The sequence below is a fragment of the Cohnella cellulosilytica genome (assembly GCF_042431195.1).
GTDB classification, from domain to species: Bacteria; Bacillota; Bacilli; order Paenibacillales; family Paenibacillaceae; genus Cohnella; species Cohnella cellulosilytica.
The window spans coordinates 226,371-252,124 of record NZ_JBHMDN010000069.1 but is presented as its reverse complement, the minus strand read 5'-3'; the positions used below and the strand labels follow the sequence as shown (position 1 = coordinate 252,124).

At 57.7% G+C, this 25,754-nt stretch carries 14 protein-coding genes; 10 read left to right on the top strand and 4 right to left on the bottom strand.

Going from position 1 to position 25,754, the window contains the following annotated elements:
• Positions 1-346: 346 nt before the first annotated feature.
• The 3 genes from ACFFT4_RS31345 to ACFFT4_RS31335 are packed head-to-tail and all read right to left on the bottom strand — an operon-like array spanning position 347 to position 4,042.
• Positions 347-1,834, bottom strand: coding sequence for a hypothetical protein (locus ACFFT4_RS31345; protein WP_378053057.1), 1,488 nt, complete (start codon positions 1,832-1,834; stop codon positions 347-349).
• Between the two features lie 2 nt (positions 1,835-1,836).
• Complete coding sequence (locus ACFFT4_RS31340; RefSeq protein WP_378053056.1) at positions 1,837-2,646, bottom strand: stalk domain-containing protein; 810 nt, start codon at positions 2,644-2,646, stop codon at positions 1,837-1,839.
• 34 nt (positions 2,647-2,680) lie between these two features.
• Entirely contained in the window at positions 2,681-4,042 is a 1,362-nt protein-coding gene (locus ACFFT4_RS31335) for an FAD-binding oxidoreductase (protein ID WP_378053055.1), read from the bottom strand.
• 419 nt (positions 4,043-4,461) lie between these two features.
• Here ACFFT4_RS31335 and ACFFT4_RS31330 point away from each other — a divergent pair, with 419 nt between their 5' ends.
• The 10 genes from ACFFT4_RS31330 to ACFFT4_RS31285 all read left to right on the top strand — a co-directional run bounded on the left by ACFFT4_RS31330 (position 4,462) and on the right by ACFFT4_RS31285 (position 16,696).
• Positions 4,462-5,481 (top strand): response regulator transcription factor, encoded by a 1,020-nt coding sequence (locus tag ACFFT4_RS31330; protein ID WP_378053054.1) that lies wholly within the window; start codon positions 4,462-4,464, stop codon positions 5,479-5,481.
• Complete coding sequence (locus tag ACFFT4_RS31325) at positions 5,478-7,340, top strand: sensor histidine kinase (protein ID WP_378053053.1); 1,863 nt, start codon at positions 5,478-5,480, stop codon at positions 7,338-7,340. Before ACFFT4_RS31330 ends, ACFFT4_RS31325 begins: the two co-directional genes overlap by 4 nt.
• A gap of 61 nt (positions 7,341-7,401) precedes the next feature.
• Positions 7,402-9,006, top strand: coding sequence for an extracellular solute-binding protein (locus ACFFT4_RS31320; protein ID WP_378053052.1), 1,605 nt, complete (start codon positions 7,402-7,404; stop codon positions 9,004-9,006).
• Positions 9,003-9,920, top strand: coding sequence for a dihydrodipicolinate synthase family protein (locus ACFFT4_RS31315; protein WP_378053051.1), 918 nt, complete (start codon positions 9,003-9,005; stop codon positions 9,918-9,920). Before ACFFT4_RS31320 ends, ACFFT4_RS31315 begins: the two co-directional genes overlap by 4 nt.
• Positions 9,921-10,037: 117 nt before the next feature.
• Positions 10,038-11,366 carry an ABC transporter substrate-binding protein gene (locus ACFFT4_RS31310; protein WP_378053050.1) on the top strand — a complete coding sequence of 443 codons (1,329 nt, stop codon included), beginning with the start codon at positions 10,038-10,040 and terminating at the stop codon, positions 11,364-11,366.
• Between the two features lie 80 nt (positions 11,367-11,446).
• Positions 11,447-12,472 carry an aldo/keto reductase gene (locus ACFFT4_RS31305; RefSeq protein WP_378053049.1) on the top strand — a complete coding sequence of 342 codons (1,026 nt, stop codon included), beginning with the start codon at positions 11,447-11,449 and terminating at the stop codon, positions 12,470-12,472.
• A 55-nt stretch (positions 12,473-12,527) separates the two neighbouring features.
• Entirely contained in the window at positions 12,528-13,448 is a 921-nt protein-coding gene (locus ACFFT4_RS31300) for a carbohydrate ABC transporter permease (protein WP_378053085.1), read from the top strand.
• 1 nt (position 13,449) lies between these two features.
• Positions 13,450-14,292 (top strand): carbohydrate ABC transporter permease, encoded by an 843-nt coding sequence (locus ACFFT4_RS31295; protein WP_378053048.1) that lies wholly within the window; start codon positions 13,450-13,452, stop codon positions 14,290-14,292.
• A 216-nt stretch (positions 14,293-14,508) separates the two neighbouring features.
• Positions 14,509-14,967 carry a hypothetical protein gene (locus tag ACFFT4_RS31290; protein WP_378053047.1) on the top strand — a complete coding sequence of 153 codons (459 nt, stop codon included), beginning with the start codon at positions 14,509-14,511 and terminating at the stop codon, positions 14,965-14,967.
• A gap of 412 nt (positions 14,968-15,379) precedes the next feature.
• Positions 15,380-16,696, top strand: a complete 1,317-nt coding sequence (locus ACFFT4_RS31285) for a right-handed parallel beta-helix repeat-containing protein (RefSeq protein ID WP_378053046.1) — start codon at positions 15,380-15,382, stop codon at positions 16,694-16,696.
• Positions 16,697-16,853: 157 nt separating this feature from the next.
• Here ACFFT4_RS31285 and ACFFT4_RS31280 read toward each other — a convergent pair whose 3' ends face one another.
• Positions 16,854-25,748 (bottom strand): S-layer homology domain-containing protein, encoded by an 8,895-nt coding sequence (locus ACFFT4_RS31280; protein ID WP_378053045.1) that lies wholly within the window; start codon positions 25,746-25,748, stop codon positions 16,854-16,856.
• Between the last annotated feature and the right edge of the window lie 6 nt (positions 25,749-25,754).

Genomic DNA, 25,754 nt, shown 5'->3' with positions numbered 1-25,754 from the left:
CAGGTACTTCCCCTGTCTATTCCGATACAAAGTTCGATTGCTTTCGCAATCGCCCACTTTTTATTGTCCATTTCTGGTCAGGTTGTGGTGGGAACAGTTCGCACTTTCCTTCATTATACTACACTATTCACCAGGCTTGTCGACAGGACTAGAAGAAAAACGAAAGGTGATGGAACGGGGACATCATTCCGAACAGCCAAAAAAGAATTGCGCCCTGCCTCGGTCCGACCGTTTCTCGCCCGATGCCCAGTTCGGCGCCAATCTCCTTGTTTGTTCTATCACGGGAACGAATCAGAACACCTCCCTTGTACAAATAAAAGGAGGTGTTCCGATTTGATCTAAAAAATCAGGATTCTTCCGTAACGTTGAAACTCATCCGGATCGCGGGAATTCGCGTTCCCGGGTGATCCTCGCCGTACGTCAGTTGAGGCGCCAGATAGACATTCGGCGTCGTCTGACGCCCCTGGTAAATGCCGGGATACAGATCGATCAGATGCGTTCCCGGTTCGCCGGAAGCGACGACCGTAAACTTCACGGTGCCCTGGCTGTTGAACCCGCACATGTAGCCGGTATAGGCGTTGTCGTAAGTCATATAGAAGGCATTGTCGAATTCGGTCCATCCGACACCTTGCAGCGTGATCTCCACCGCCGTTCCGGCCGGACCGGACGCCGGCTCCATGCCGACGATGGACGGGACGATTCCGACATAAGCCTGTCCGTAGACGACGCCCCCAACCTTCACGTCGATCCGGTGCGGCACTCCGCCCAAGTCCTCGGGAATCGCGAACGGATACGTCAGCTTCCCTTCTCCGTCGGTCGCGGAGCGACCAAGCGCAATCTGCTTCTCGGCAAATCCCGTACCGGATACGCGGCTTCCGGCCATCGTATTCCAGACCAACTCCACCGGCTTGCCGGTCGGAAGCCCTTCCGCGGTCAGCGTTACCGGATCGCCGACCGCGCCGGAGTCGCGGCTGACCGCCACCTTCACGTTCGGCTTGTTGCGCAATTCGGGAACGACGACGCCTCCGCCGCCGGCAGGCACCGGCTCTACCGCGTTCGTCAGATCCGCCGCTCCGTCCGTAACTTCGAACTCGAAGGTTGGAACCGGCAAATAGGCGGTCGGAGCTTGCTGGTGATTGAGATACGCCGCCCCGCGATAACCGTGCCAGATCGTCAGCGTATGCTTGCCCGCGGGACCCGCGGCGCGAATCTTGGCCGTCGCCTTGCCGTTCGTCGATACGGCGGAGATCAGACCGGTAAACTTGTTGTCATAGGTCAGCTGCCAGTTGCTCTCCATCGTCGTCCAGCCGATGCCTTCCGCCTCAATCGTAATTTCCGTGCCCACCGGACCGGATTCCGGCGACATCTTAAACGTCGGACGGACAAAATAGACGTTCTGGGCCAGGCGTTCGCCGTCCTGGCGGACGTACACGGTATGATCTCCGCCGAAGCCTTCCGGCACTTTGAAGCTGCCGCTCCAGCGTCCCACCCGGTCCGTCGTTCCGGCAAGCGCCACTTCCTCGCGCTCCATGTATCGTTGGCCGACGAAGGAATAAATGCCATCCAGTTCGTAGCTGCCGTCTACCGTTACCCAGATCAGCTTTGCCGGTTTATTCGGGTTCAGTCCCGTCGCCTCGAATTCAACGACCGATCGCACCGTTCCCTGATTTTGCGCCAGCATGAGCGTTCCCTTCCCGGTCTCTGCGGCCGCCGACGCGGACAAGAGCCAGGGGAGCAGCAGTCCGGCTGCCAGCAGCATCGCCGCCAGTTTGCCGGCAGTCCGCCGTGCAGCTCCCTGTCGCCCGTTCGCAAATCCAATCTCGCGATGACGCACGATCATGCTTCACCGTCGGCGGCAGGCTCCGAAGCCGGCACGTCGGTCGCCGGAACCAGCTGATCCGGGGACACAATCGTAAGCAGAGAAGGCACGACGTTAAAAGGCTTGAATTCGCCCTTCTTGTCTCCCGATTGCGCCGTTACGCGATAATTAAGCGTTCCCTTGGGCGTATCTTCCGTCACCTCGTACTTGGCGCTCCAGAATCTGTCGGCGCCCGGCACTTCCGGAGGATGGTCGCCCAACTGCATATCGAGCACTTCCCCGGTGGAAAGGTGCACTTGCAGCTTGGCTCCCTCCGCCAGCTGTCCCGTTGCCGAATCGGTCGCTTTCATGCGGAAGACGATCGCATCGCCGGGAATAAAACGGTTCATAACGAGACAGCTTCCCATTTGCACGGTATCTCCGTACACAACCAGCGCGTTCTCCGAAACTCCCTGTTCTCCGAACGTAATCTGCACTGTATTCGCGGCTTTGTTCCAACGAATTTCGGCTCCCGCCGCGGCGGACAACTCGCGGACCGGCGCGAACGGCACGCCGCCTTTCAATTGAATCGGAAGCGGCTTCCCGTTGACGGACAAGGTTCCGGCTTGGGTATCCAACGTATAAGGCAGGCCGAACAGCTCGGACAATTCGGCGATGTTGACGTAGGTCCGTCCGTCGGAAATATAGCTGCCGGTGAGCGGAAGCGGCTTGCCGTTGAGAGAAACGATCGGAGAGCTTGCGGCCGCCGAAGCGAACGCGGGAATCGAGAGGGCGACGGCGGCGGAAAGCAAAGTGGCCGTGGCCGCTTTTTTCATGACTTTTCTCATTGGGGAATTCCTCCTGAATATAGGGATATAGGTTTTATTGCGGATCGATGTTGTGGTTGTGGCGGAAGCGATTATCGGGATCCCACTGCCGCTTCAACTCCCGGAGCCGCTCGAAGTTGCCGCCGAACGCGTGTCGGACCACTTCGCCGCCCGGGGCGATTCCGTTCAAATAAGAAGATTGCTTCAGCGAAAAAGGCAGCAGGTCGGCATAGACGGCTTGCGTCCATTCGCGGCAGCTGTCGATCGAAGCGCCCATCGCCATCGCATCGAGCAGCAGGACGAAGGAAGCGTCGCGGTTGGCGAAAGCCGTATCCTGCGCGGCAATTCGATTCATCTGCCCGCCGAGCGGCCATAGTTGGGCCAAAATCGCCGGAGTCGGCGCATGGTCGAGCTGCCGCAGAAAACGATCGATGGCCTCGTCGTCCAGCTCGGCAAAATAAAGCGACGTGCCCGACACCGGAACCGAATCCGGCACGAGCGGGTCCAGCTTCTGCTGCAGCGCTTCGTAGGAAATGACGGCGCTCTGGTCGGCAATCGGAGTCGCCCATCTGCGCAGCGGTCCGATGGCCGCTTCTCCCTCCTCCGAACTGCCCGCGTACATGCCGGACACGATCGCCACCCTCCGGTTGTGCAGCGCTTCCGGCAGGAACGGCGCCGGAGGCAGCTGCGTAGCCGTGATGTTAAACGTCACTTCGTCCGGCGCAGACTTGGCATAGTCGCGAGCCTGTGTCAGGATCGACCGCAAATCGGCATAATCGTAGAGAATATCGATCGCCAGCACTTCCGGGCCTACTGGCTGCAACCGGTAAACGAAGCTGGAGACGACGCCGAAGTTGCCTCCGCCTCCGCGTAATGCCCACAACAGTTCGGGAAACTCGCTCTCGCCGACCTCGATCGTCTCCCCGTTTGCCGTCACCAGCCGAGCTCCGATCAGATGGTCGCAGGTCAGTCCGTATTTACGCCTTAAGTACCCGAGACCTCCGTTCAGCGTCAGCCCGGCGATGCCGGTTTTGGACACCGTTCCGGTCGGTACGGCAAGCCCGTGCTTCTGCGTCTCCCGGTCCACGTCGCCCAGCGTCGCTCCGGCTTCTACAACGGCCACGCGGCGAACGGGATCCACTTCCACCTTGTTCATTCCGGACAGATCCAGCATCAGCGCTCCTTCGCCCGCCGCCGTGCCGCCTACATGATGGCCTCCGGCTCGCATGGATACCGCGATTCGGCGGTCGGCCGCGAACCGAACCGCCTCCGCGATGTCCGCTTCCGACCAGCAGACGACCACCGCGGCCGGCTTGTTGTCGATCGCCGCATTCCACAGCGACCTTCTCGTCTCGTAAGAGCCGTCTCCGTGCAGCAGCACCGAGCCGCTCACTTTCTCTTGCAGCAATTCGAACATCTTCTTACTCCTTCCCTTTCGCCCGAAAATCAACCGCAACGCAATCTGCCTTTCCAATTCATACGGGATGTTATCCGTATTGCAATCGCTAATTATTATAAGGAGCGGCATAAAAAACCAAAACACCCCCCTGTATAGACTGGTCCGGACGCGTTCCCCAGCCTGTCGGCGCTGCCGAAGGGCCGCGATGGAAACGGACAAAGGAGGGAGAGGCGAACGAACGATGTTGCGGTTCAGTAATAGCCGCAAATCTGCTACAGTAAAGAAGACGGTTCGGCATCGGAATAGCGAGCGCGCGAGCGGCGAATGCGTCCGGCATGATATGTAGTCTGCCGGCTTTTCGGCTTGGCGCGGCCGGACCCGCGAAATGAAAGCGAATACAAGGGGGCGAATCGCCCCTGAGGATGGCGAGGTAGACTATGTATCATGTATTGATTGCCGAAGACGAACAGTGGATCAGACAATCGGTCGCCGAGATGATCAACCGGATGGGCGACGACTTCGTACTCGCGGGAGAGGCGAGGAACGGCCAGGAAGCCTGGACGCTGATCGAGGAACTGTGGCCGGCCATTCTCGTCACCGACGTCATGATGCCCCAGATGGACGGGCTGGCTCTCATCGAACGGGTAGTCGAACAGCAAATCCCGATGACCTTCGTAATTCTGAGCGGTTACGACAATTTCGAGTACGCGCGGCGGGCCATACGCTACGGCGTCACCGAATATTTGCTGAAGCCGGTGCAGATGGAGCAGCTTCACGAGGCTCTTAAACGCTCCGCCGCGCAGCTCGGGAGCAACGGAGAGCTCAACCGTCTGCTGGTCGGCTTCCGCAATTTGCTCGACCGGTTCGATCCGGCGGACAGCGGTCTCTTCTATCGCAAGGCGCTGCAATTGATCGACCAGGTGCTGGCGATGCCCCGGCTCGACGGTCCGGCGAAGCTGAATCTGCTGAGACTGTTCGAGCATCGTCTGCTGTCGCTGCTGCGCGATCTGCAGGCGCCCGCAAGCGCGCTGGACATCGGCAGATCGACGGACGATCCGACCATCCGCCGGCACTTGCAGACGCTGCTGGAAACGTGGGTGCTGCACAAGAGCGAGTCCGCCGCGCTGGACAACCATCGCACGGCGATGAGAAAAGCGTGCGAATATATCGGGCAGCATTACAAGAAAGACATCTCGCTCACGCAGATGGCCGCCGCGACGCACATGAGCGTCTCCCACTTCAGCCTCAGGTTCAAGGAATATACGGGCAAAACGCTCGTTCAGTATATTCAGGAAACCCGGATTCACAAAGCCAAGGAGCTGCTGCGCGACACCTCGCTCAAGGCGTATGAAATCGCCGAGGAAACCGGATTCAGCACGCATTCTTACTTCGTACGGGTATTCAAAAACACGACCGGGCTGTCTCCCGGCGAGTACAAGAAGAGGATAAACCCATGAAGCGCTACCCTTCGTTTCTTCACTATTTCTCCCTGCGGCAGAAGATGATTCTCGGTTTTCTCCTCGTGAGTCTGACCGGCGTGTTCACGATTGCCTTATCCGCGCACCACTACTATACGAAAGCGACGAGCAAAGATTTCTACACGCTCGCCAACGGAGCTTCCGCCGGCCTGAACAATCAGATCGACCAGTACCTGAACAGCATGGCGGAGTCCACCTACGCGATGGTCGCCGGCTCGCTGCAATTGTCCGGCGATTCGCTGCTGCACATCCCGGACTCTTACATTATTCAGGAATGGCTGGCGGGGAGTATCGAGCGAACGGCGCAGAACCGGCTGCAGATCGAAAATCTGTTCAAGCTGCACATCACGCTCAGCTATTCGGAAATCGAGAGCATGGTGCTCATCTCGAATACGGGCGAAGTCGTCTCCTCCCGCGGAGAGAGCGACGCCGCCGTCTACCGGCAGCAGCGCTGGCAGGAGCAGCCTCCGCAGCCGGTGCCGACGCTGCTGCAGATGAAGCAGTCCAGGCTGAGCCGAATTCCGGTCGTTCCGCTCGTCGTGCCCATCTACAATACCAAGAAGGTCAAAATCGTCGGCAGATTGATTCTGAACGTGTCCACGACGGAAATTCGCAAAATCATGGGAGGAACGCCGATCGGCGACACGGGTTATTTCTTCATCCTCGATCCGGGCGATCATATCGTCTACCACCCCGATCCGGCGCTCGTCGGCCAATCCATCGCCGAATCCCGTTTGTCTCCGTTCAGCCGCATTCGACCCGACTCCATCCTGACGGTGGATAAGGTCAAGTTCTTGACGACTTACAGCGCCTCGGACTTTACGGGCTGGCGCATTATGGCCGTCGTGCCCCTGCCGGAGATGGCGTCCGGTCTGCACGTGGCGCGCAATTCCATCATTATGGTCATGCTGTTCCTGCTCGCCTTCGTCTTCCTCATTGTCCCGCTGCTGACCCGAGCGCTGCTGGCGCCGGTCATGAAGTTGAACAAAAATATGCGCGAGGTGAGGCGAGGCGATCTCAACGTTACGGTCGACGTCCTGCCGAGCCGCGACGAATTCCAGATGCTCGGCAACAATTTCGCGCATATGCTCACCACCCTTAACGAACTCATCGACAAAGTATACCGGTTCCAAATCCGCGAAATGAATCTGGAATTGCGGCAGAAGGACGCTACGATCCATGCGCTGCAAAATCAGATCAATCCCCATTTTCTATACAATTCGCTGGACATTATCAAAAGTATCGCTTTTCTGGAGGACGTACCGAAAATCGAACGCATGGTGGGCAACCTGGCCGCTTTTTTCCGCTATACCGCAAAATCCGACAGGATCGAAGTCAGCCTGCGGGACGAAATCGTCCATCTGAACGAGTATCTGGAAATCATTCGTATCCGGTTCAACGACCGGCATATCGGCAAAAACTATATTCCCGAAAAGTATATGGACGTGCGGCTGGTGAAGCTGACGGTTCAACCGATCGTCGAGAACGCCGTCAAATACGCGGTGGAGGCCACGCACGGCGAAGCGGAAATCATCATCAGCGCTTACGACGCCCAGGACGATCTGTTCATTGAAGTGGTGGACAACGGTCCCGGCATCGACGAAGAGCGAATGAACCTCATTCGCGAGCAATTGTCCGCCTCCGGCGACGATTATTACGAAAGCCCGACGCCGGGGGACAAATCCGTCGGACTCGCCAACGTCCACGCGAGATTAAAGCTGCAGTACGGGACTCCTTACGGACTGAGCGTCGTTTCCTTCCCCGGCAGAGGCGCCGCCGTAACCGTTCGCATCCCGATGCAGAAAAAGAAAAACGTGCAAGCAAACATAAAAATGTGAAATAAATCGAGGGCGTCCGTTTGCTAACATAATAAATGTAAGGTGGCCATTGGAGGACAGCATGAGACGTACAACGATTGCAGCAACGTTTCTGACCGTCGCAATGTCATGGGCAGCCATAGCGCTGTGGCTGCCGGGATGCGGCATAATGCCCGGCAATGCGGATCGTTACGCCGCCAGGCCCGCTCCGAAGCCGCAATATGCAGAGCATCTGACCCTTACGTTAATGCCCTTCTCCTGGGAAGGCGGACTCAGATGGCGGGAGGATCATCCCACCATTCAGTACTTGAACCGGAAGTTCAACATCGATCTCCAATTGCAGTGGACGGATGGCGAATCCTACAAAGACAAGCTGAACGTCATGGCGGCGTCGGGCAAGCTGCCGGATATGTTCCAAGTCGAACCGGACATGTTCGTAAACTGGCAGGACGACGGAGTCTTCATGGATTTGCAGCCGGTGTTGGACAGTTATTCCCATCTGTCGCAAGCCTTCTCCGTTGGGACCTGGAGACTGCTTAATCCGGAAGGAGCGCTGTTCGGCATTCCGGTCAACGTCGTCTCCAACAGCGACAGCTATCAGATTCGCGCCGACTGGCTGGAGAAGCTCGGACTCGGGATTCCGGAGGAAGACAGCTTTACGATCGATCAATTTTACACGATCGTACAATCGTTCGCGCTGTACGATCCCGACAGCGACGGCATCAGCAATACGTACGGGTTGTCCGTTACCAACTTGCTGACGGGCGAGGCCCAGACCAACTCGGCGCAGCTCAGGGCGGCATTCGGCTTGGCGAACGAATGGGCGCTGCAGGACGGCAGGCTCGTCTCGCAGTACGCGCAAGTTCCGGAGATGAAGGCCTTCCTCGGATTTTTGCGCAAGCTGTACGCCGAAGGACTGCTCGATCGCAACTTCAGGGAAAAGGGCTTTACGAACATTTACGATGACTTTCAGTCGGGACGCACAGGCATCCTGACGAGCCATCCGGATTCGCTGAAGAGCGACGAGTTGCTGCTGCAAAGAAGCCATCCCGGCACCCGGCTTGTCCAACTGCCGCCGCCGATCGGTCCGAACGGGCAGCGAGGCAATCCGACGAACCTGCAAGGCGTGAACAAGAGCGTCATTAACGGACGAATCGAGCCGGCCAAGCAAGAGCGGATCCTGGCGCTGCTCGATTGGTGGGCGACGGACGAAGGCACGTTCATCATGCGCAACGGTTTTGAAGGCCTTCACTTCGAAATCAACGAGGATGGAAGCGCGACCAAGAAACCGCTGACGGACAGCGATCTCCCCAGGCTGCTGGATAACTGGTTTTTCTCTCGCAGCGACATTGCGGTCGGTTACGTCTACTCTCTTCCCGAAGAAATAGAGTTCAACCGACGCTATTACGAACGCAACGCCAAATATCCGTACGTCAACGACGCCGGCGGGCTGGAGGTGCTGTCGCTCGCTTACCGGTGGTACTACAAGAAACTGGAAGAAGCTTATCGCGACGTGCAAATCCGGATTATTCGGGGAGAGCTTCCGCTGGACAGCGTTGACGATGCCGCGGCCGCCTGGCGCAGAGGCGGAGGGGATCGGATTACGATGGAAATCAACGAGATATACGCCAGAAACAAGACGCATAAAGCCGCGTCCAATACAGGTGCAGAGGAGTATAGCAAATGAGCGAAACATTGCCGAACGGCGTATGGCCGGTTATGCTGACGCCTTACACGGACGATTACGAAGTGGATTACGAGGCGCTGGAGCAAATGATCGAATGGTACATCCGCAAAGGAGTGCACGGTCTGTTCGCGGTCTGCCAGTCCAGCGAGATGGTGCAGTTGACGCTGGAGGAACGGGTAGCCGTCGCCCGATTCGTGCGGGAAAAAGCGGGCGGACGGGTGCCCGTGGTCGCTTCCGGCCATGTCGCCGACGCCTACAGCCAACAGTCCGAGGAGATCGCTCGCATCTCGGCGACAGGCGTTGACGCCTTCGTGCTCGTCACGAACCGGTTGGCGGCGGAAGACGAGGATGAAGCGGTATGGAAACGCAATGCGGAGAAAATATTGAACGATTTTCCCGAGGTGACGTTCGGCCTGTACGAATGCCCGAATCCGTATCAGCGCTTGCTGTCGCCCGAGCTGCTGGCATGGTGCGCGCAAACCGGGAGATTCACCTTCATGAAGGAATGCAGCAACAATCTTGAACAGATCAAAGCCAAGATCGCGGCAGTCAAGGGGACTCGACTCAACCTCTATGTCGCGAACAACCCGCACGTATTGGAAACGCTGCAGGCCGGCGGCCACGGCTACAGCGGCATTCTGGCGAACTTCCAGCCCGATTTGTACGCATGGCTTACAGAGAATTGGAGCGGAAAGCCGGAGCAAGCGCAGCTTGTTCAGGATTACCTCGGGGCATCCTGCCTGTTCGAAGGCCGGCATTATCCGACCAGCGCCAAATATTATATGCAGCTGGACGGCGTGAACTTGACCTTAAAGGGCCGCACCAAAAGAATCGCGGATTTCAAGGAGACGCATCGGCGAGAGATCGAGCAATTGCGCAGATTTAACGGGAACATCGCGAAATCGCTTGTTTGATTTTTCGCATTATTACTTTTAGCTATAAAAAAATGTAAATTGTTAGATTTTTCCTATAACCAAAGACGTAGAAGCTTCTTTCCGATTGTAAAAAAAATGAAGGGGTGTTGTATTCTTATGCGTCGTATTCAGTCAACCGGATTATTGGCCCTTGTGCTGCTCCTGGTGCTCGCGGCATGCGGCGGCAACAACCAGAATTCCGTTCAGCCCGGCAGCGGCGGCGGATCGTCGTCCTCGGGCGAGCAGGCGGCTTCGCAGCCCCCTGCGGAGAAAGCCGAGCTTCGCATGACCTGGTGGGGCAATCAGAAAAGAGCGGACTTAACGCTGCAAGTGATCGAATTGTTCGAGAAGAAGTATCCCCATATTACGATAGCGTCCGAATTTCTGGCCCAGGACGTATTCGGCGATAAAATCAAAACGCAGATGGCCAGTCGAAGCGAACCGGATTTGATCATTCTCGGCAACGACTACGGCGACTATGCGGAACGCGGCATCCTGCGCGATTTGACGCCTTACGTCGGCAGCGAAATCCAGATCGACAAGTTCGAGGAATCGTTCATCAATCCGGGCCGCTACAACGGCCAACTCATCGGACTGAATCTTGGCAACAACGGAATCGGCATGATCTACAACCAAACGATGATCGAAAACGCGGGCTTGCAGTTCCCCGAGACGATGAACTGGGACGAGCTGGAGGCGTTCGGCAAGGAACTCGTCGCCAAGCTCGGCAAAGGAAAATACGCCTTCGCGGATCAATCGAACCTGAACGAGTATTTTGAATACTTCCTGCGCCAGAGAGGGAAAGCGATCAACGATAACGGCAAAGTCGGCTTTACCGAACAGGACGCGGAGGATTGGTTCGCCATGTGGGACCGATTCCGCAAGGAGGGCATTATCCCGACGGCCGAAATCGCCGCCGCCCATGTCGAATTGAGCGCCGAGACGTCCACGCTGATCGAGGGGCTTACCGCCATGGTGTTCCGTTACTTGAACCAGCTGCCGGCTTTCCAGGATGCCACGCAAGATGAGCTGGAGCTCGGAAGGCTGCCGACCGGCGGCCCCGGCGCCGAGGAAGGGGAATGGCTGCACCCGGGACAATTCATCACGGTGAGCGCCAATTCCAAGCATCCGAAAGAGGCGGCCATGTTTATCGATTTCATGATCAACGATCCGGAAGCGACCAAGGTGCTGGGCAGCGACCGCGGCATCTCCATCTCGGCGGAAGCGAGGGAAGCGATCAAGCCGACGCTTACGCCGCCGGAACTGAAAATGATGGAATATTTCGAAGAAGTCATCGCCAAAGCCAAGCCCCTGCCGAAGCAAATGCCGGCGGGAGCGTGGAACGGCGCATTGACGAACGCCGCCCAGAAAGTCGCTTTCGGCAGATCCACGGCCGCCGAAGCGGCGAAGGAAGTGTATCAGGCCGCCGCGGACACTCTGAAATAACTCCGGAATGAACGAATGGGCCGGCAAGCGCAGCGGTTGCCGGCCTTTCCCGACGAAATGGAAAACGAGGTGCGCTAGTCATGAGCAGCATGTATCAAGCCGCGAGCGGCCGCTACGGAAGAATGCGGTATCGCCGTTCCGGCATCAGCGGGCTTCGCCTTCCGGCGATCTCGCTGGGACTGTGGCATAACTTCGGAGGCGCGAACGCGTACGGGACGGCGCGCGGACTTATCCGCCATGCGTTCGACGCGGGGATTACGCACTTCGATCTGGCCAACAATTACGGGCCTCCGCCCGGATCGGCCGAACAAACCTTCGGCCAAATTCTCGCGGCGGACCTGCGTCCCTACCGCGACGAAATCGTCGTCTCGAGCAAGGCCGGCTATACGATGTGGGACGGACCTTACGGCGACTGGGGCTCGCGGAAATATTTGATCTCCAGCCTCGATCAAAGTCTGTCCCGCATGAAGCTGGATTACGTAGACATTTTCTATCACCATCGCTTCGATCCGGAAACGCCGCTGGAGGAAACGATGGGCGCACTGGACCATCTGGTACGGCAGGGCAAGGCGCTGTATGTCGGTCTGTCCAATTACGATGCCGACAGCACCCGGCAAGCGTCGGCCCTATTGAAACGGTTCGGAACGCCGTGCCTCATTCATCAGCCGCGCTATTCGATGCTCGACCGCGGGCCCGAGGCCGAACTGCTGGGCGTGCTCGAGGAGGAGGGAATCGGCTGCATCGCCTACTCCCCTCTGGCCAAAGGGATACTGACGGATCGCTATCTGCAAGGGATTCCCGCCGACTCCAGAGCCGCCGGTTCGAGCGTCTTCCTGCAGCCGGAGGATTTGACCAAACGTGTGCTGGATCAGGCCAGAGCGTTGGAGAACACGGCCTCGCGCCGCGGGCAGAAGCTGTCCCAACTGGCGCTGGCTTGGGCGCTTCGCTTCGATACCGTGACATCGGCTCTGATCGGAGCGAGCCGGACCGGTCAAATCGATGATGCCGTCGCCGCGTTGGACAACTTGCCGTTATCGGACGAAGAGCTTGCGGAAATCGAACGAATTTTACAGCCGGAGCCCGCTGGCGAGGAGCCGCCTGCATGAAGGCTTGGAAGGAGGGATACAGGTGACGCGTACGTCGACGGCCGCCCGTCCCGCGATCAAGAAGAACGCCAAAGCGCCGTCCGGGAAGCTTTGGCGGCAGGATCGGGCCGCCTTTTTATTTTTATTGCCCTGGTTGATCGGTTTTATCTTCCTGACGTTCGGGCCCATGGTCAGTTCCCTCTATCTATCGTTCACGAATTACGACATGCTGCTTGGGGCGCGGTGGATCGGGCTCGACAACTTCAGGATAATGTTTTTCGAGGACCAGCGGTACGCCGCATCGTTGAAGGTCACGCTGATCTACGTGCTTGCTTCCGTGCCGCTTAAGCTGCTGTTCGCATTGGCCGTCGCGATGCTGTTGAACAAAGGGCTGCGCGGACTCGCCTTCTACCGGACGGTCTATTACATCCCCACTTTGTTGGGCGGCAGCGTGGCGATTGCGGTGCTGTGGAAGAAAATGTTCAGCGGGAACGGCGTCTTTAATCAGGCGCTGCTCACGTTGTTCGGTTATCAGGGACCGGACTGGGTATCCAATCCCAAGTATGCGATTTATTCGATCGTCGTCCTGTCCGCCTGGCAGTTCGGTTCGACGATGATCATTTTTCTTGCGGGATTAAAGCAAATTCCCCACGAGTTCTATGAGGCCGCCCGGGTGGACGGCGCCGGGAGAATTCGCCAGTTCTTCAATCTTACGCTGCCTTTGCTGACGCCGGTCCTGCTGTTTAATATCGTTATCCAGATGATTACGGCTTTTCAGGCCTTCACGCAGGCATTCATTATAAGCGGCGGCACCGGCGGTCCCATAGATTCCACGCTGTTCTATACGCTGTATTTATACATGAAGGGCTTTACGCTTTTCGAGATGGGGTACGCTTCCGCTATGGCATGGGTGCTGCTGTTCATTATCGGATTTTTTACGGCTATCGTGTTCGTGTCTTCCAAGTACTGGGTCAATTACGGGGATGGGGGCGATTGAGATGGAGATAACGCGAATTCGTCGCGCCTGGCTGCTGCATATTCTCATATTCGGCCTTGGCCTCGCCATGCTCTACCCGATTCTGTGGCTCATTGCCAGCTCGTTCAAGCCGAGTTACCTGATTTTCTCCGACCAACGGATTTGGCCTGCCGAATTCACGATCCAAAACTATATCGACGGGTGGAAAGGCATCCTGCGCAACGGGTTCCATACATTCATGATCAACTCGATCGTGCTTTGCCTGTTCGCGGTGATCGGCAATGTGATTTCCTGCTCGCTGACGGCATTCGCCTTCGGCCGATTGAACTTTCGTTTCAAAACCGTATTATTCGCGCTAATGCTGACAACGATCATGCTGCCGCATCACGTCACTATCATTCCCCAGTACGTGTTGTTCCGGGAATTGGGCTGGGTAGATACCTACTTGCCCTTGATCGCGCCGAAATGGCTTGCGACCGAAGCCTTCTTCGTATTTCTGATGGTGCAGTTCATCAGAGGACTGCCGAAAGATCTCGACGAGTCGGCCCGAATCGACGGGTGCGGCCCCGGGCAGATTTATTGGCGGATCATTATGCCGCTTATGGTTCCCGCGCTCATTACGACCGCCCTGTTCTCCTTCGTATGGACGTGGGACGACTTTTTCTCGCAGCTTCTGTACATTAACTCGGTTCAATTGTACACGGTGCCGCTCGGCTTGCGCCTCTTCCTCGACTCCACGGCCGATTCCGCCTGGGGACCCTTGTTCGCGATGTCCGTCGTGGCCCTGATTCCGAGCCTGATCCTCTTCTTCACCATGCAAAAGTACTTCGTGGAAGGGATATCCACAACGGGTCTCAAAGGCTAAGCGCATCCGAAAGCGAACGACGAACGCCGTTCCTCTCATCTAAATGGCAGCGGCCCGGACCGTAACGGTCCGACCGGCTGCCATTCGTTATTTCTGCGGGCGAAACATGGCTTCGATGTATGATTGTCAATTTCTGCAGCGTTTCTGCAACATTGCTCACGGACAGTTCCTTCCAAAGGTTGTATAATGATACGGTCACGCGAAGGAGGAGATCGCATGCTTCATCCGGCCAGTCTGCTTATTCCGTTGTTGATTCTGCTGCCCAACCTCGTTTTTGTCCGCTTTCCGCCAACAAACCCGCCGGCCCGGCGAACCGCCAACCTCCTTCTTAAGGCAAGTGAAGCAATCGGCAGGCTCGGCGTCATGGTCATTCCATTGTTTTATTCGATGCGCGCCGAACGAAGCTATGAAACGATCTCGCTGATCGTTATGCTGGCCGCGATTCTCTTCTATTATTGGGGCTGGATCGAGTATCTCCGCAGCGACAGGAGCTATGCTCGCCTGCTCGCCCCGATGCTGGGCATCCCGGTTCCGATGGCCGTGTTTCCCTGTCTCTATTTTCTCGCTGCCTCTATCGTTCTGCATTCCATCCTCTTCTTTGTTTTCGCCGCGATTTTTGCGCTCGGTCACATTGCGAACAGCTGCAGGGATTACCTCCTCATCGGAAAAAGCTGAAGCGACCCCGAACAGGCCTTCGGACGATAAGCTTTCCCTCAAAAATCCGCATCCGTCCGGACCGATTTGTGAATTTATTCATATATCGGTTTTATAGGAGGTTATCCCTTTGCCAAACTTAATTTTAGTGCCGCAGGATTTTCCGACGATTCAAGCGGCCATAAATAGCGCATCGGACTATGATACGATCCGCGTTGCTCCGGGAACGTACACTGAAAGCATCAACGTAAATAAAACGATCCAGCTATTAGGCGCTCAAGCGGGGATCGACGCACGAACAAGAAACGGCGCTCCGGAATCCATTATTACCGGCACGGGGAGCACGCTTCTTCGCATCTCCGCGAACAATGCCGTCATCGACGGGTTCACGATTCAAGGAAACCCGGCCGGCAACGGTATGCATGCGGGAAACGTGAGCGGGTATTGGATTTTCAACAATATTATTCAAAATAATACGCTTGGCGTGTTTTTGGAGCCGAACAGCGGAACGACGACGTCCCAAGTCAGACAAAATCTGATACGGGACAATGTCAGCCCCACCGGAAACGGCCTCTTTACGCGCGCGATCAACGTACTCATTGACAGCAATCTTTTCACGGGGCATCGCGAGAACGCTTCTATTAACATAACGGATGACTCCACAAACGTGATCGTGACCAATAACGATATTTTGAACGATACGTCCATTACCTTGGCGGGTTCCACTAACGTAAAAATCGCGAACAACAGACTTATCGACACTCAAGGAACCGCCATCTTCATCGGCGGAAATACAAATATCACGGAGATTGAAGGGAATACTCTTAGCGGCAGCACCGGGAACGGAATCAGCGTGAACAACATTTTCTCCCCGATACCGAATCAAAATATTAGAGCCAAGGATAATTCCATAGAGGGGAATCAATCGGCGGGTTTGAATGTCGCTGCGGCCAGCTATAACGACACTCCGCCCAACCGGCCGCTGGATGCGACCAATAACTGGTGGGGAAGCCCGAGCGGCCCCAACTACAACGGAACCGGGCCCGGGACGGGACAGACGATTACCGATCCGTCGAACGTGGTGCTTTATACGCCGTTTTTGACGGCTAATCCGGCTCCGCCGACTCCGACCGCCCCTGTGACGCCCATTCAACGTTTGGTCAGCAACCCTTCTTCCGTGTATATCACCACCGATAGAAATTCGGCTGTTCTCGTGGCTATTTCCGGTATCGGGCAGGTTGCCACCGAACAACCGCAGTTATATATGTGGTGGCCGAACCTGCAGAAATTCGCCAATGACAACTCGCCTTTCGGCGGCACGCCCAATCCGGTTTACATCTGGGACAACACGACCAGCGACGGCCAGACTCGCGGTTTCGCCATCTCCTCGAACCCTTTCATTCTCGACGCAGCGTCCCAGTTGGTGATCAATCTGAATGCTTTTGCCGATAACGCCTTGGAGGCGCAGATCGACTTGGTGGACGCGGCCACCAATCAAATCATTTCCGCTCCCCCCATGGGCGCCTTGCTTACGGATGGAAGCATGAATCCGAACACCGGCGTAACCGTTGAAACAAGTCCGCCCTACAATTGGCAAAGCATTCGTTTCTACTCCGTCGTGACCGCTCCGATTCTTCCCGGCTCCTATAAGGTGATCGTTTCCTTCCAGGTCGTCAATTACAGCAACTTTTCCGGCTACCCCAATCCGGCGGGCTTGGCCTTTGTGGCCGATATATATCAGGCGATCTGAGGATCGGCGAAAAAAGGCTCCACTGCTCCACCGGTTGTGACTCGCGGCCCCGATCTTCCCTACGCGTCTCGCTGCGGCTGCATATCGGAGGAGATGCCTCAAAGGCCCGTACTTCCGGAAGGAAGATACGGGCCTTTGATTTGCCTTGCCGCTCGTTCTACTCGTCTTTGGCCGGCGCGTCTTTCTCCTGCCGATCGATCAGGCGCATTAACATGACTACGATCTCCGCGCGCGTCGCGTTGGACGCGGGCAGGAACGTCGAATTCGGATACCCGTTGATCACGCCGTGGGAAGACAGAATATCCACGCTATTCGCGGCCCAAGACGGGATCGGGTCCCCGAACGTCTTGCGGTTGCCGACGTCCGCCGTCAAACGGTAAGCGTTCTGGAACAAGACCGCCGCTTCCGCCCGCGTGACGAGCGAAGCTCCATTGACGTAAAGCTTGCCTTGGCGCAGCTTGCCCGTCACCAGTCCGTTCGCATAAGCGGCTGCAATGTAAGGCCGGCTCCACTGCGCCAGCTCGTGCCAATCGGCGAAGTGCGCCGCCGCAGCGTCCAGATCGGCTTGCTTGCCGATCGCGAGCTTCCGGGCTCTGACCAGCATCGCGATCGCTTCGTCTCTTCTCGTATGGCTGTTCGGAGCGAATAGATCCGCCGTCCGGCCCGATACGATGCCCAGCTTGTAGGCTCGCTCGATTGCCTCTTCGGCCCAGGCCGCTTCGATATGCACGTCCTTGAACGTCTTCTCCGCCAGCGTTCCGTTGTCCGTTGGACTGTCGGTTTGTCCGTCTTCCGTCGCAGGCGCGCTGCCGGAACCCGCATTCGTGCCCGTATTCGTGCCGCCGCCATTCGTGCCCGTGCCTGATCCCGGGTTAGCCGGTTGGCTGCCTCCAACGATCGAGACATCGTCTTGCGCGACGTTCCCCAAGGAATCGATAGCCGTGACGGTGCTGTAAGCTTGCGTACCGGAACTGAGCGTGCCGCTTAAGCTAAATTGCCCCTCATGGTCCGCCGTCGTGCGATTCCCCCGGTCGTCCATCACGGTCGCGTAAGGAAGCGTGCTGCCTGCAATTCGGTAACGCCCGGCCGAATCGGCGGCGATCCTGCCGTCCGTTCCCGTCTCGACGAACAGGGCAGGCGGGAGACGGTTGTAGTGGACAGCCAGCCCGTACTCGGATACGTCGCCTTGATCGTTCTCGGCGACGATTCGCAGCAGGGTCGATCCCGCATCTCCGTCGACGATAATCGGCACGGAAATCCGATTCTCATAATCAATGCTGGAGTAAACTTGAACGAACCTCGGCAGATTCGTGTTTTCGTCGATCGTTCCGTCGCTTTGCCATACGGTGAACCTGACACCCAAATCTTGCGTCTGTCCGTCCTCCGCGCTCACGTAAGTGGTCGCGGCATCCAGCGTAAAGTCGCCGCCTACCGTAAGCACCTTGCCCAACAGCGAATCGTTCGCAATGACGCCCGCGCTAGGTCTAACGTGAATATTAGGACTCTTGACTAGCGGAACGTCGACGACATTCGTCACCGTTGTCGCGCCGTAAATATAGGACGAGTTCATCTCCGCGTCGTCCGCGTAAGCGAACGGCGTGACGGCAAGTCTATAGCTGTTGCCCGGATCTATTCCGCCGAAGCGGAGGCCGATCTGTCCGTTCGCTTCGTCTTCGGCCGCCACTTGATACTCGATCGGTCTACCGGCATGCACGACCCGATTGCCCGTCGGATTGCCGTCGCTGCCGATCTCGTCCGTGTACGTCAAAGGCGACATGACTGCATTGCCGTCGGCATCGTACAACCGAACAAGATAACCGTCCGCATCCGAGACTGCGCTCCACGCCGCATGGATCGTGCCGTTGCCGCCCGCGGACACGGTTACGCCGCTAATTGAACCCGGCGCGAGCGGATTGACGACGTTCATCGCCTGCTTCGCATTTCTGCTCGCATACGGAATCGATCTGGAGGCATCGGACATCGGCGTTCCGATCAGCGTCACTCTCGCGTAATACTGACCGCTCTGCAGATAGTTCAAATCTTGCTCCGTGAACGTATAACTGCCCGATGCCGCTCTGTCTGTTACATCCGCAGCGTCGATGCTGGACGTGTGGACCAGCACACCCGCGCTCCTGGCGTTCGGATCGTCGCCGTTGTCCGTCGACAGACGGACTTCGACTTGATAGTCTTCCGTCGAAGCATCCAGACCCGACAAATCCCAGCTTACCTTGCCCGCCCCGGCGTCATAGGAAGTGCCCGCGATTTTCGGAACCGGAGCAATGGCGATAATCGAGCTGTCGAACGGCTGGCCGGAAGCAATCGTCCAATCGCCCGCTTCCGCGCCCAGGCGAATCATGACCGTGCTCGCGGACACGACCGCCGCATTCGCGTTAGGATCGTCGTAATAAGGCGTTCCGTCCTCCAGCGATCCCGGATACGTCAAGCCGTAGGGGCTGCCGCTCGGGTCCAGAATGCGAAGATCGTCCGGATCGGCGGATACGAGTACCGCATAATCCTCCGTCAGGCCCGCCGGGAACGACACCGTATGCTCCGTTCCCTCGGCGTTCGTCGATATCGCCGGCTCAACCGCAAGCGTCCTTAGCAGACTTGGCGAACCGCCGCTCGACGCGACGAGCCGCACGTTGGAGAAGGCGTTAATCTGTCCGAGGGCGGCGCCATTCTCGTCGTACACGGTCTGTCCTGCCGGTCCCGTCTGCGCCGGAGCGAAGCTGCGGCGTCCCACGCTGACGGAGCCGCTGCCGAACGCATAGTTCACCTTAAGTCCGAAACCAAGAAGGCTGAACGACGCGTAGGCGTTCGTATTGCTGAGCCCGACGTCGCTGTCGAGCAGCGTATACGGACCGATGGAGAACAGCCCCACTTCGATCTCCGGCACCTGAAGTCTTCCGCGCAGCTGCCCATTTAAATTGAAGCCGTTATTTCTGTAATAAGTGAGGTTGGCGTTGCCGCCAGCCAGAATGACCGAGAAGTTCTTCAGAATGTTGGCTGCAATCTGCATTTGATACGATACGGAAGATTGGGTCACGTAGATGCCAGCCTGGAATTTGTCGAAGATCGACATCTTCAGCAGGGTCGGATTCCCGGACAGTTCAATCCGGGAAGGCCCGATCGCGAGCTCCACGTTGCTGAATTCGAGCAGGCCGGCGCCCGGAATAAGGCTTCCGACTTCAAAATCGCCCGTGAGCAAAATCAAGATCGGCGCGATGCCTGTATAGTTGCCGCTGATCGTGTCCGCCAGGCCCGAGACGCCGCCGCCGACTCTTGTCAGCTTCGCGATCGGCGTCATCGGCGTTACCGGAATTCCGTTCTCTAATCCGACGATGATCTTGATCGAGTCGGGAATGAACCGCCCGGACTCGCTGTTCTTCTTCAGGCTCAAGCTCGACGCGAAATTCGCCAGCTTGGCGTCTACGTCGAATGCGACAGCGTACTTGCCGTTGAACGTATCGATCGAGCCTGCCGCGCTGCCGTTAATTCCGAACCCGCCGAGCAGCTTCTTCGATATCTCCGTGCCCGGAGTGAAGGAACCGTCCGCCGTCACCCCTTGGAAGCTCAGATTCCCTTGATCGTCCATGCCGTACTGGAGCCGATCGATGTTCAGGTCGATCCCCACCGTGTCGCTGCCCGGCAGCGCCATGCCGAAATAAATTCTTCCGTCGAAGATGACGGCGCTGCCGAGCAGCGTGGCCCCCGTAATGCCGGCCTGCATGCCGCTCCCCACAACGGTCAGCTTGTTCTGGTTGCGGATGGAGACCTCCATATTCCGTTTGGCCGGATCCTCCAGCTCCCCGTCCTCATCCCTCGCATAATCGGAGATGTACTCGATGCCCTTATCCAGCCTGATCGAGCCGTCTGACGTTGACATGATGCTGAACGAGCCTGCGGTCATGTTGACTTTTTCCATCGTCAGCCTGACCGTGCCGTCAAGATCGTCGCGCACATTGAGCAAGCTCTGCGTGTTCGGCAGATAGACCGCCACGCCGCCATTAAGGATCGTCGTGCCGCTGAACACGTATTCGCCCCTCATGTTCGCGTTGGCCGGGAAGCTGCCCTTGATCGTCAGGACAGGCGTACGATCGCCCAACTGCTGCGTCAAGTCCCTCTCGCTCTCAGAGACGATGACGGAATGATTGAATTGGCTGTCCGAGACTACGGCCATGTAACCAAACTTGATGTGGCTCAAGTTCTCGGCGGCCGGTATCGTCACGGATCGCTGTACGCCGTTGCTGGACACGTAATACGTAACGTCCATCGTACGGGACAGCATATTGGAAGGAACCTGGACGACGAGAGAGGTCGCCGTTACGTCCGTTACGGCAGCCGTCACCGTCGGATTCGGCGACGTGCCGATGAACACTTGCCCTTGGCCGTTCATATTCGTTCCGAATACGTTGATGGTTCTGAACAGGCCCGCCAATCTGGAGTTCGGCGAGACGGAGGCGATATTCCTGAGCTTCGTTGCGCCCGGCGCGCCGCCTGCGGCCGGAGAATCCGTGTCGATCGCATCGTACAGCAATTCGACCAGATCGATGCTGTTCTTCGTAACGGCCGGACAGGTGTATACGCTCTTCGTCTGATCCTGCGAATCGGACCTCACGTACGTGCAGGCATATACGGCCTTGTTGTTCAGCCTGTCGCGGAAGCGGACGACCGGATTGTAGATTTTGCTTGCGTCGCTCGGCGGCGTGAAGCTGAACGTAATCGGTTCGTTCAAGTTCGCCCTGGCCGGATAGTTCGAGAATTGCGCTGCGCTTGCCGTCGTTACGGGCATCGAGACGTTCTCGAACCTGGCGACGACTTTTAACGTCGCGCCGGCCGTCAGTTGGGCGGTAGACGCGTAAGGCATAATGCCGACATTCATTCTGGAGTCGTAGGGGTTGGCCGGCTGCACCTGCTTGACGAAGGTGCTGGAAGTCCCCGACACCCGGTACACTTGCACATTGGCCGCGTATTTCGCCGGATCCTTGTTCACGATCTGCACGTCAATCGTATCGCCCGGATAATATTCCTCGAGTGCGACTGTCATTTCCGCGTTCGCATTCGTCGTAATCTCCGTCTCGATCGGGTTGGATACGATCTTCTGGACCAGCACGGTAACGTTCGCGTCGGTGAACGGCATCACGAACGAATAGGTGCCGTCGCCGTCAGGCGTTACCGGCAAAGCAACGTTCAGCAGGTCGGAGCGCACCTCGACCCCGGTAACCTTGTACATTCGACGATTATAGCTTCCCGGATCGACGGTGATAATAGCGCCGGAATAATCCGTCGCCGGGGCCCTTGCGGTCGCCTGCACGAACTGCGGACCGCCGGACAGTGTTGGCGTTAAGACGCCTGGAATCGTCGCTTGCACCGCGATATTATGCGCGGCCTTTCCGTCCGTCGAGGTCACGGACAGGAAGATCGGCTCGCTCGGCATCGAGAAGGTGTAACCGAATCGATAGTTCGTCGTGTCGAACAGCGTATTCGTCACGGGCGACGTTTTGGACGTATTTTTGCCCACAATCTGCACGCCCGCCGGAATCAGCCCGCTCGACGTCGTCTGCAGCTTTAACTGATCACCGGTTAGAAAATAATAATAATTGCCGTATTCGTAAGGACTGACGCCTCCCAGGGTCGGATACAAGTATTCGATCGTCGGATTCGTGAATCCGATCAGATTACGAATATCGATTCGCCGAGCGGTATCGGTATTCACCGTTACCGTAATCAGCCTGGCCGCCGCCGTCGCATTGCGATCGATCGTAATTTGTAAGCTCCACGGGTGATTTTGCGCGACGCCGGTCGATACGGTCTGCACGCTCATCGGCACCTCGTTGCCGAGACTGTCCCTGACGAAAATGCTCTTGACCATCGCGGCGGTGAGCGGCGCGGACGGGTTCGTCGTATCGATGGATTCGTTAACGAGCGTAATGCTGTAGTCGTTCTCTGCAGAGACGACGAGCCCCTGCTCGGGAATAAGCGTGCTGCCTGAATACGCGCGGAAATCGGTCGTATTGCCGATGTGGATTTTGACCGAATCGGCAATTTCCGTCGCCGGCCAGGCGACAATAATCGTGAGCGTATCGTTCGATGTGCTTGTCGTCGTCACCTGTGCCGTGAACGTGCCCGCCCCCAGGTTGACGATACTGATCGCATCGTACGCTCCCGCCGTCGCGTTGAATTGATAGCCCGCCGCGGCGGTGAGCACGTACCTGGTCCTATAGCTCTTCCCGATGGCGAACGTCCCGCCGGCCGGCTCGTACGTGACGCCGTTATCGGCAGACCAGGCAATGCTTGAAGAGACATGATTGAAACTATTGCTCCCGTCCGACTGGGCGGCTCCCGTCACCGGAGCCGCCGTACCGATCGAGAGGTCTGCGGGGACGATTATTGCCGCTCCCGTAGCCGGCCATGTGATCACGATCGTTAACGTATCGTTCGACGAGCTCGCCGTCGATACCGTCGCGGAGAATGCGCCTGCGCCGAGATTGGCGATTCGGCCCGAGAGATCTCTCGCTCCGTTCTTCTCGTAGACGCTCGCCGCCGAGTCGAACGCGTAACCTTCCATAGCCGTCAGTACGTATTTCGTCTTATAGACTTGAGCCGCGGCGTATGCGCCGTCCGCTTCCGCATAGGAAGCGCCCCCGTCGCTTGACCAGGTCACGACCCCCGCCGCATGCGCGAACGCATTCGTCCCGTTCGCCTGAGTCGCGCCCGTCGACGGCGCCATCGTTCCGATCGAGATATCCGCAGGCACGATCTCGGCTGCGCCCGTTGCCGGCCAAGTGATCTCGATCGTCAACGTATCGTTGAACACGCCCGACGTGGACACGTCTGCGCTGAGCACAACTCCGCCCGGATTCTCGACGGCAACGGCATTGTAGGCATTCATCGCCGAATTGAACGTATAGCCGCCGTCAGCGGTCAGCACGTATTTCGTCCTGTACACCGTATTCGGCGCGTAGACTCCGCTTGCCGCCGCATAAGAGAGGCCCCCGTCGCTTGACCAGGCAACGCTCGCGGTCGCATGCGGGAACGTATTGGCGCCGTCCGCCATACTTGCGCCGGTTACCGGCACGATCGTCTTGATCATGAGCTCGTTCGCAGCGATCGTCGCCGCCGCTGTCGACGGCCAAGTCACCGTAATCTTCAGCGTATCGTTGGACGTGCTTGTCGTCGACACTTGCGCAGAGACCGTGCCTGAGCCCAAGCTCGGGATCGGGATCGAATCGTAGGCTCCCGCCGTCGGATCGAATGCGTATCCCGCTTCTGCGATCAGCACATACTTCGTCTTGTACGCCTTGCCGGGCGCGAACGCACCGCTCGCGGAAGCGTAGGACGCGCCATTGTCAGCGGACCAAGTCACGCTTGCCGCCGTATGCGCAAAAGCGTTCGTGCCGTTTGCCATGTTCGCCCCCGTTACCGGAGCGACCGTGCCGATGGACATTCCCGATGCCTCCAGAATCGTGAACGGCGCCGCAGCGGTCTGCGGCCAAGTGACGACGATCGTTAACGTATCGCTCGAAGCGCCCGACACGACCGCGGTATACGTACCCGATCCGAGATTAGCGATGCGGCTGGTCAACGCCTTCGCTCCCCCCGCTTCGTATACACCCGCTGCGGAATCGAAGAAATAGCCGGCTTCCGCAGTAATTGCATATTTCGTCTTATAAGTCGTTGTGAAGGCATAGGTGCCGCTCGCCGGATTGTAGGTCATACCGTTGTCTGCGGACCAATCGATCTCAGCCGCGGCATGACCGAACGTATTGGCGCCGTTCGCCACCGCTGCCTCCGCGACCGGCGCCAGCGTGCCGATCGAGATATCGTTCGGCAGGAGGAGCCCTGTCTGGGGCCAAGTGACCTTAATATAGATCTCTTCGCCTCCAGAACCTTCAAATACCTGGAACGCACCCGATCCAAGATTCGCAATGCGGCTCGACAGATCTCTGGTCCCGCCTTTCAAGTAGGCCGAGCCCGAATCGAATGTATAGCCGCTCGCCGCCTTGAGCGCATACTCCGTTGTATAAGTCGCCCCGGAGACGAATGGATCTCCCTCATCCAAGTATGCAAAAGGAGTCTCTCGACTCCACTCCACATAGGTTGCCGTCGCATGATTAAACATGTTCGTTCCATTCGCCGCGACGCCGGATGGCACCGGAGCAGCCGTGCCGATCGAAATATCGGAGGCCCCGATGACGATCTGCCCCGATCCTGCGCCGGTCGACTCCCAACCTACGACGAGGGTCAAAGTGTCATTAGGCCGTGCCGTTGTCGATACGCTTGCTCCCGCCAAATAGCCCGTGCCCAGATGGGCAATGCGTCCCTTTAACGACTTTGCTCCATCCAGGTAGATTCGGTTCGTGGTGTCGAAGGCGTACCCCTCGTTGGCGGTAATGACGTATTTCGAGTAATAGTACGTATCGGCCGCGAACGTTCCGCTCGCCGCACCGAAAACCGTGCCGTTGTCGGACCAAGTAATCACGGCCGCGGCTTTGTTGAACGTATTCGTGCCGTCCGCGATTGCCGCGCCCGCTGCCGGAGCGATCGTGCCAATCGCGACATCCGAGGGCTCGATCGTCGCATCGGGCCACGTGATCACGATCGTCAGCGTATCGTTCAGCGAGAATCCCTGGCTTACGGTCGCGGTGAACGTCCCCGAGCCTAAGTTGGCGATTCTGCTCGTCAAGTCGCTGGCTCCGCCTTGCTGATATACGCCGGCTGCCGGATCGAACACATAACCCGAGTTGGCCGTCAGCACATATTGGGTCCGGTAAACGGTGCTCTGCGCGAACGTTCCGCTTGCGGCGGCATAGCTTGTCCCGTCCGATGACCAGGTCGCAACCGTCGTTCCTCCGCTGAACGAGACCGTTCCGTCGGAGATAGCCGCCCCGTTCACCGGCGCCGCCGTTCCGATCGTAATATCGGATGCGGCAACGACCTCCTCCGCCAACGCGGTTACCGGCATCATCGTACCCAGGAGGGCAATCGATAGAAGGACAGCCGCGAGCTTAGCAGCAAATCTTGTTCCCAAGTACGATCGCAATCGATTCATATGGTC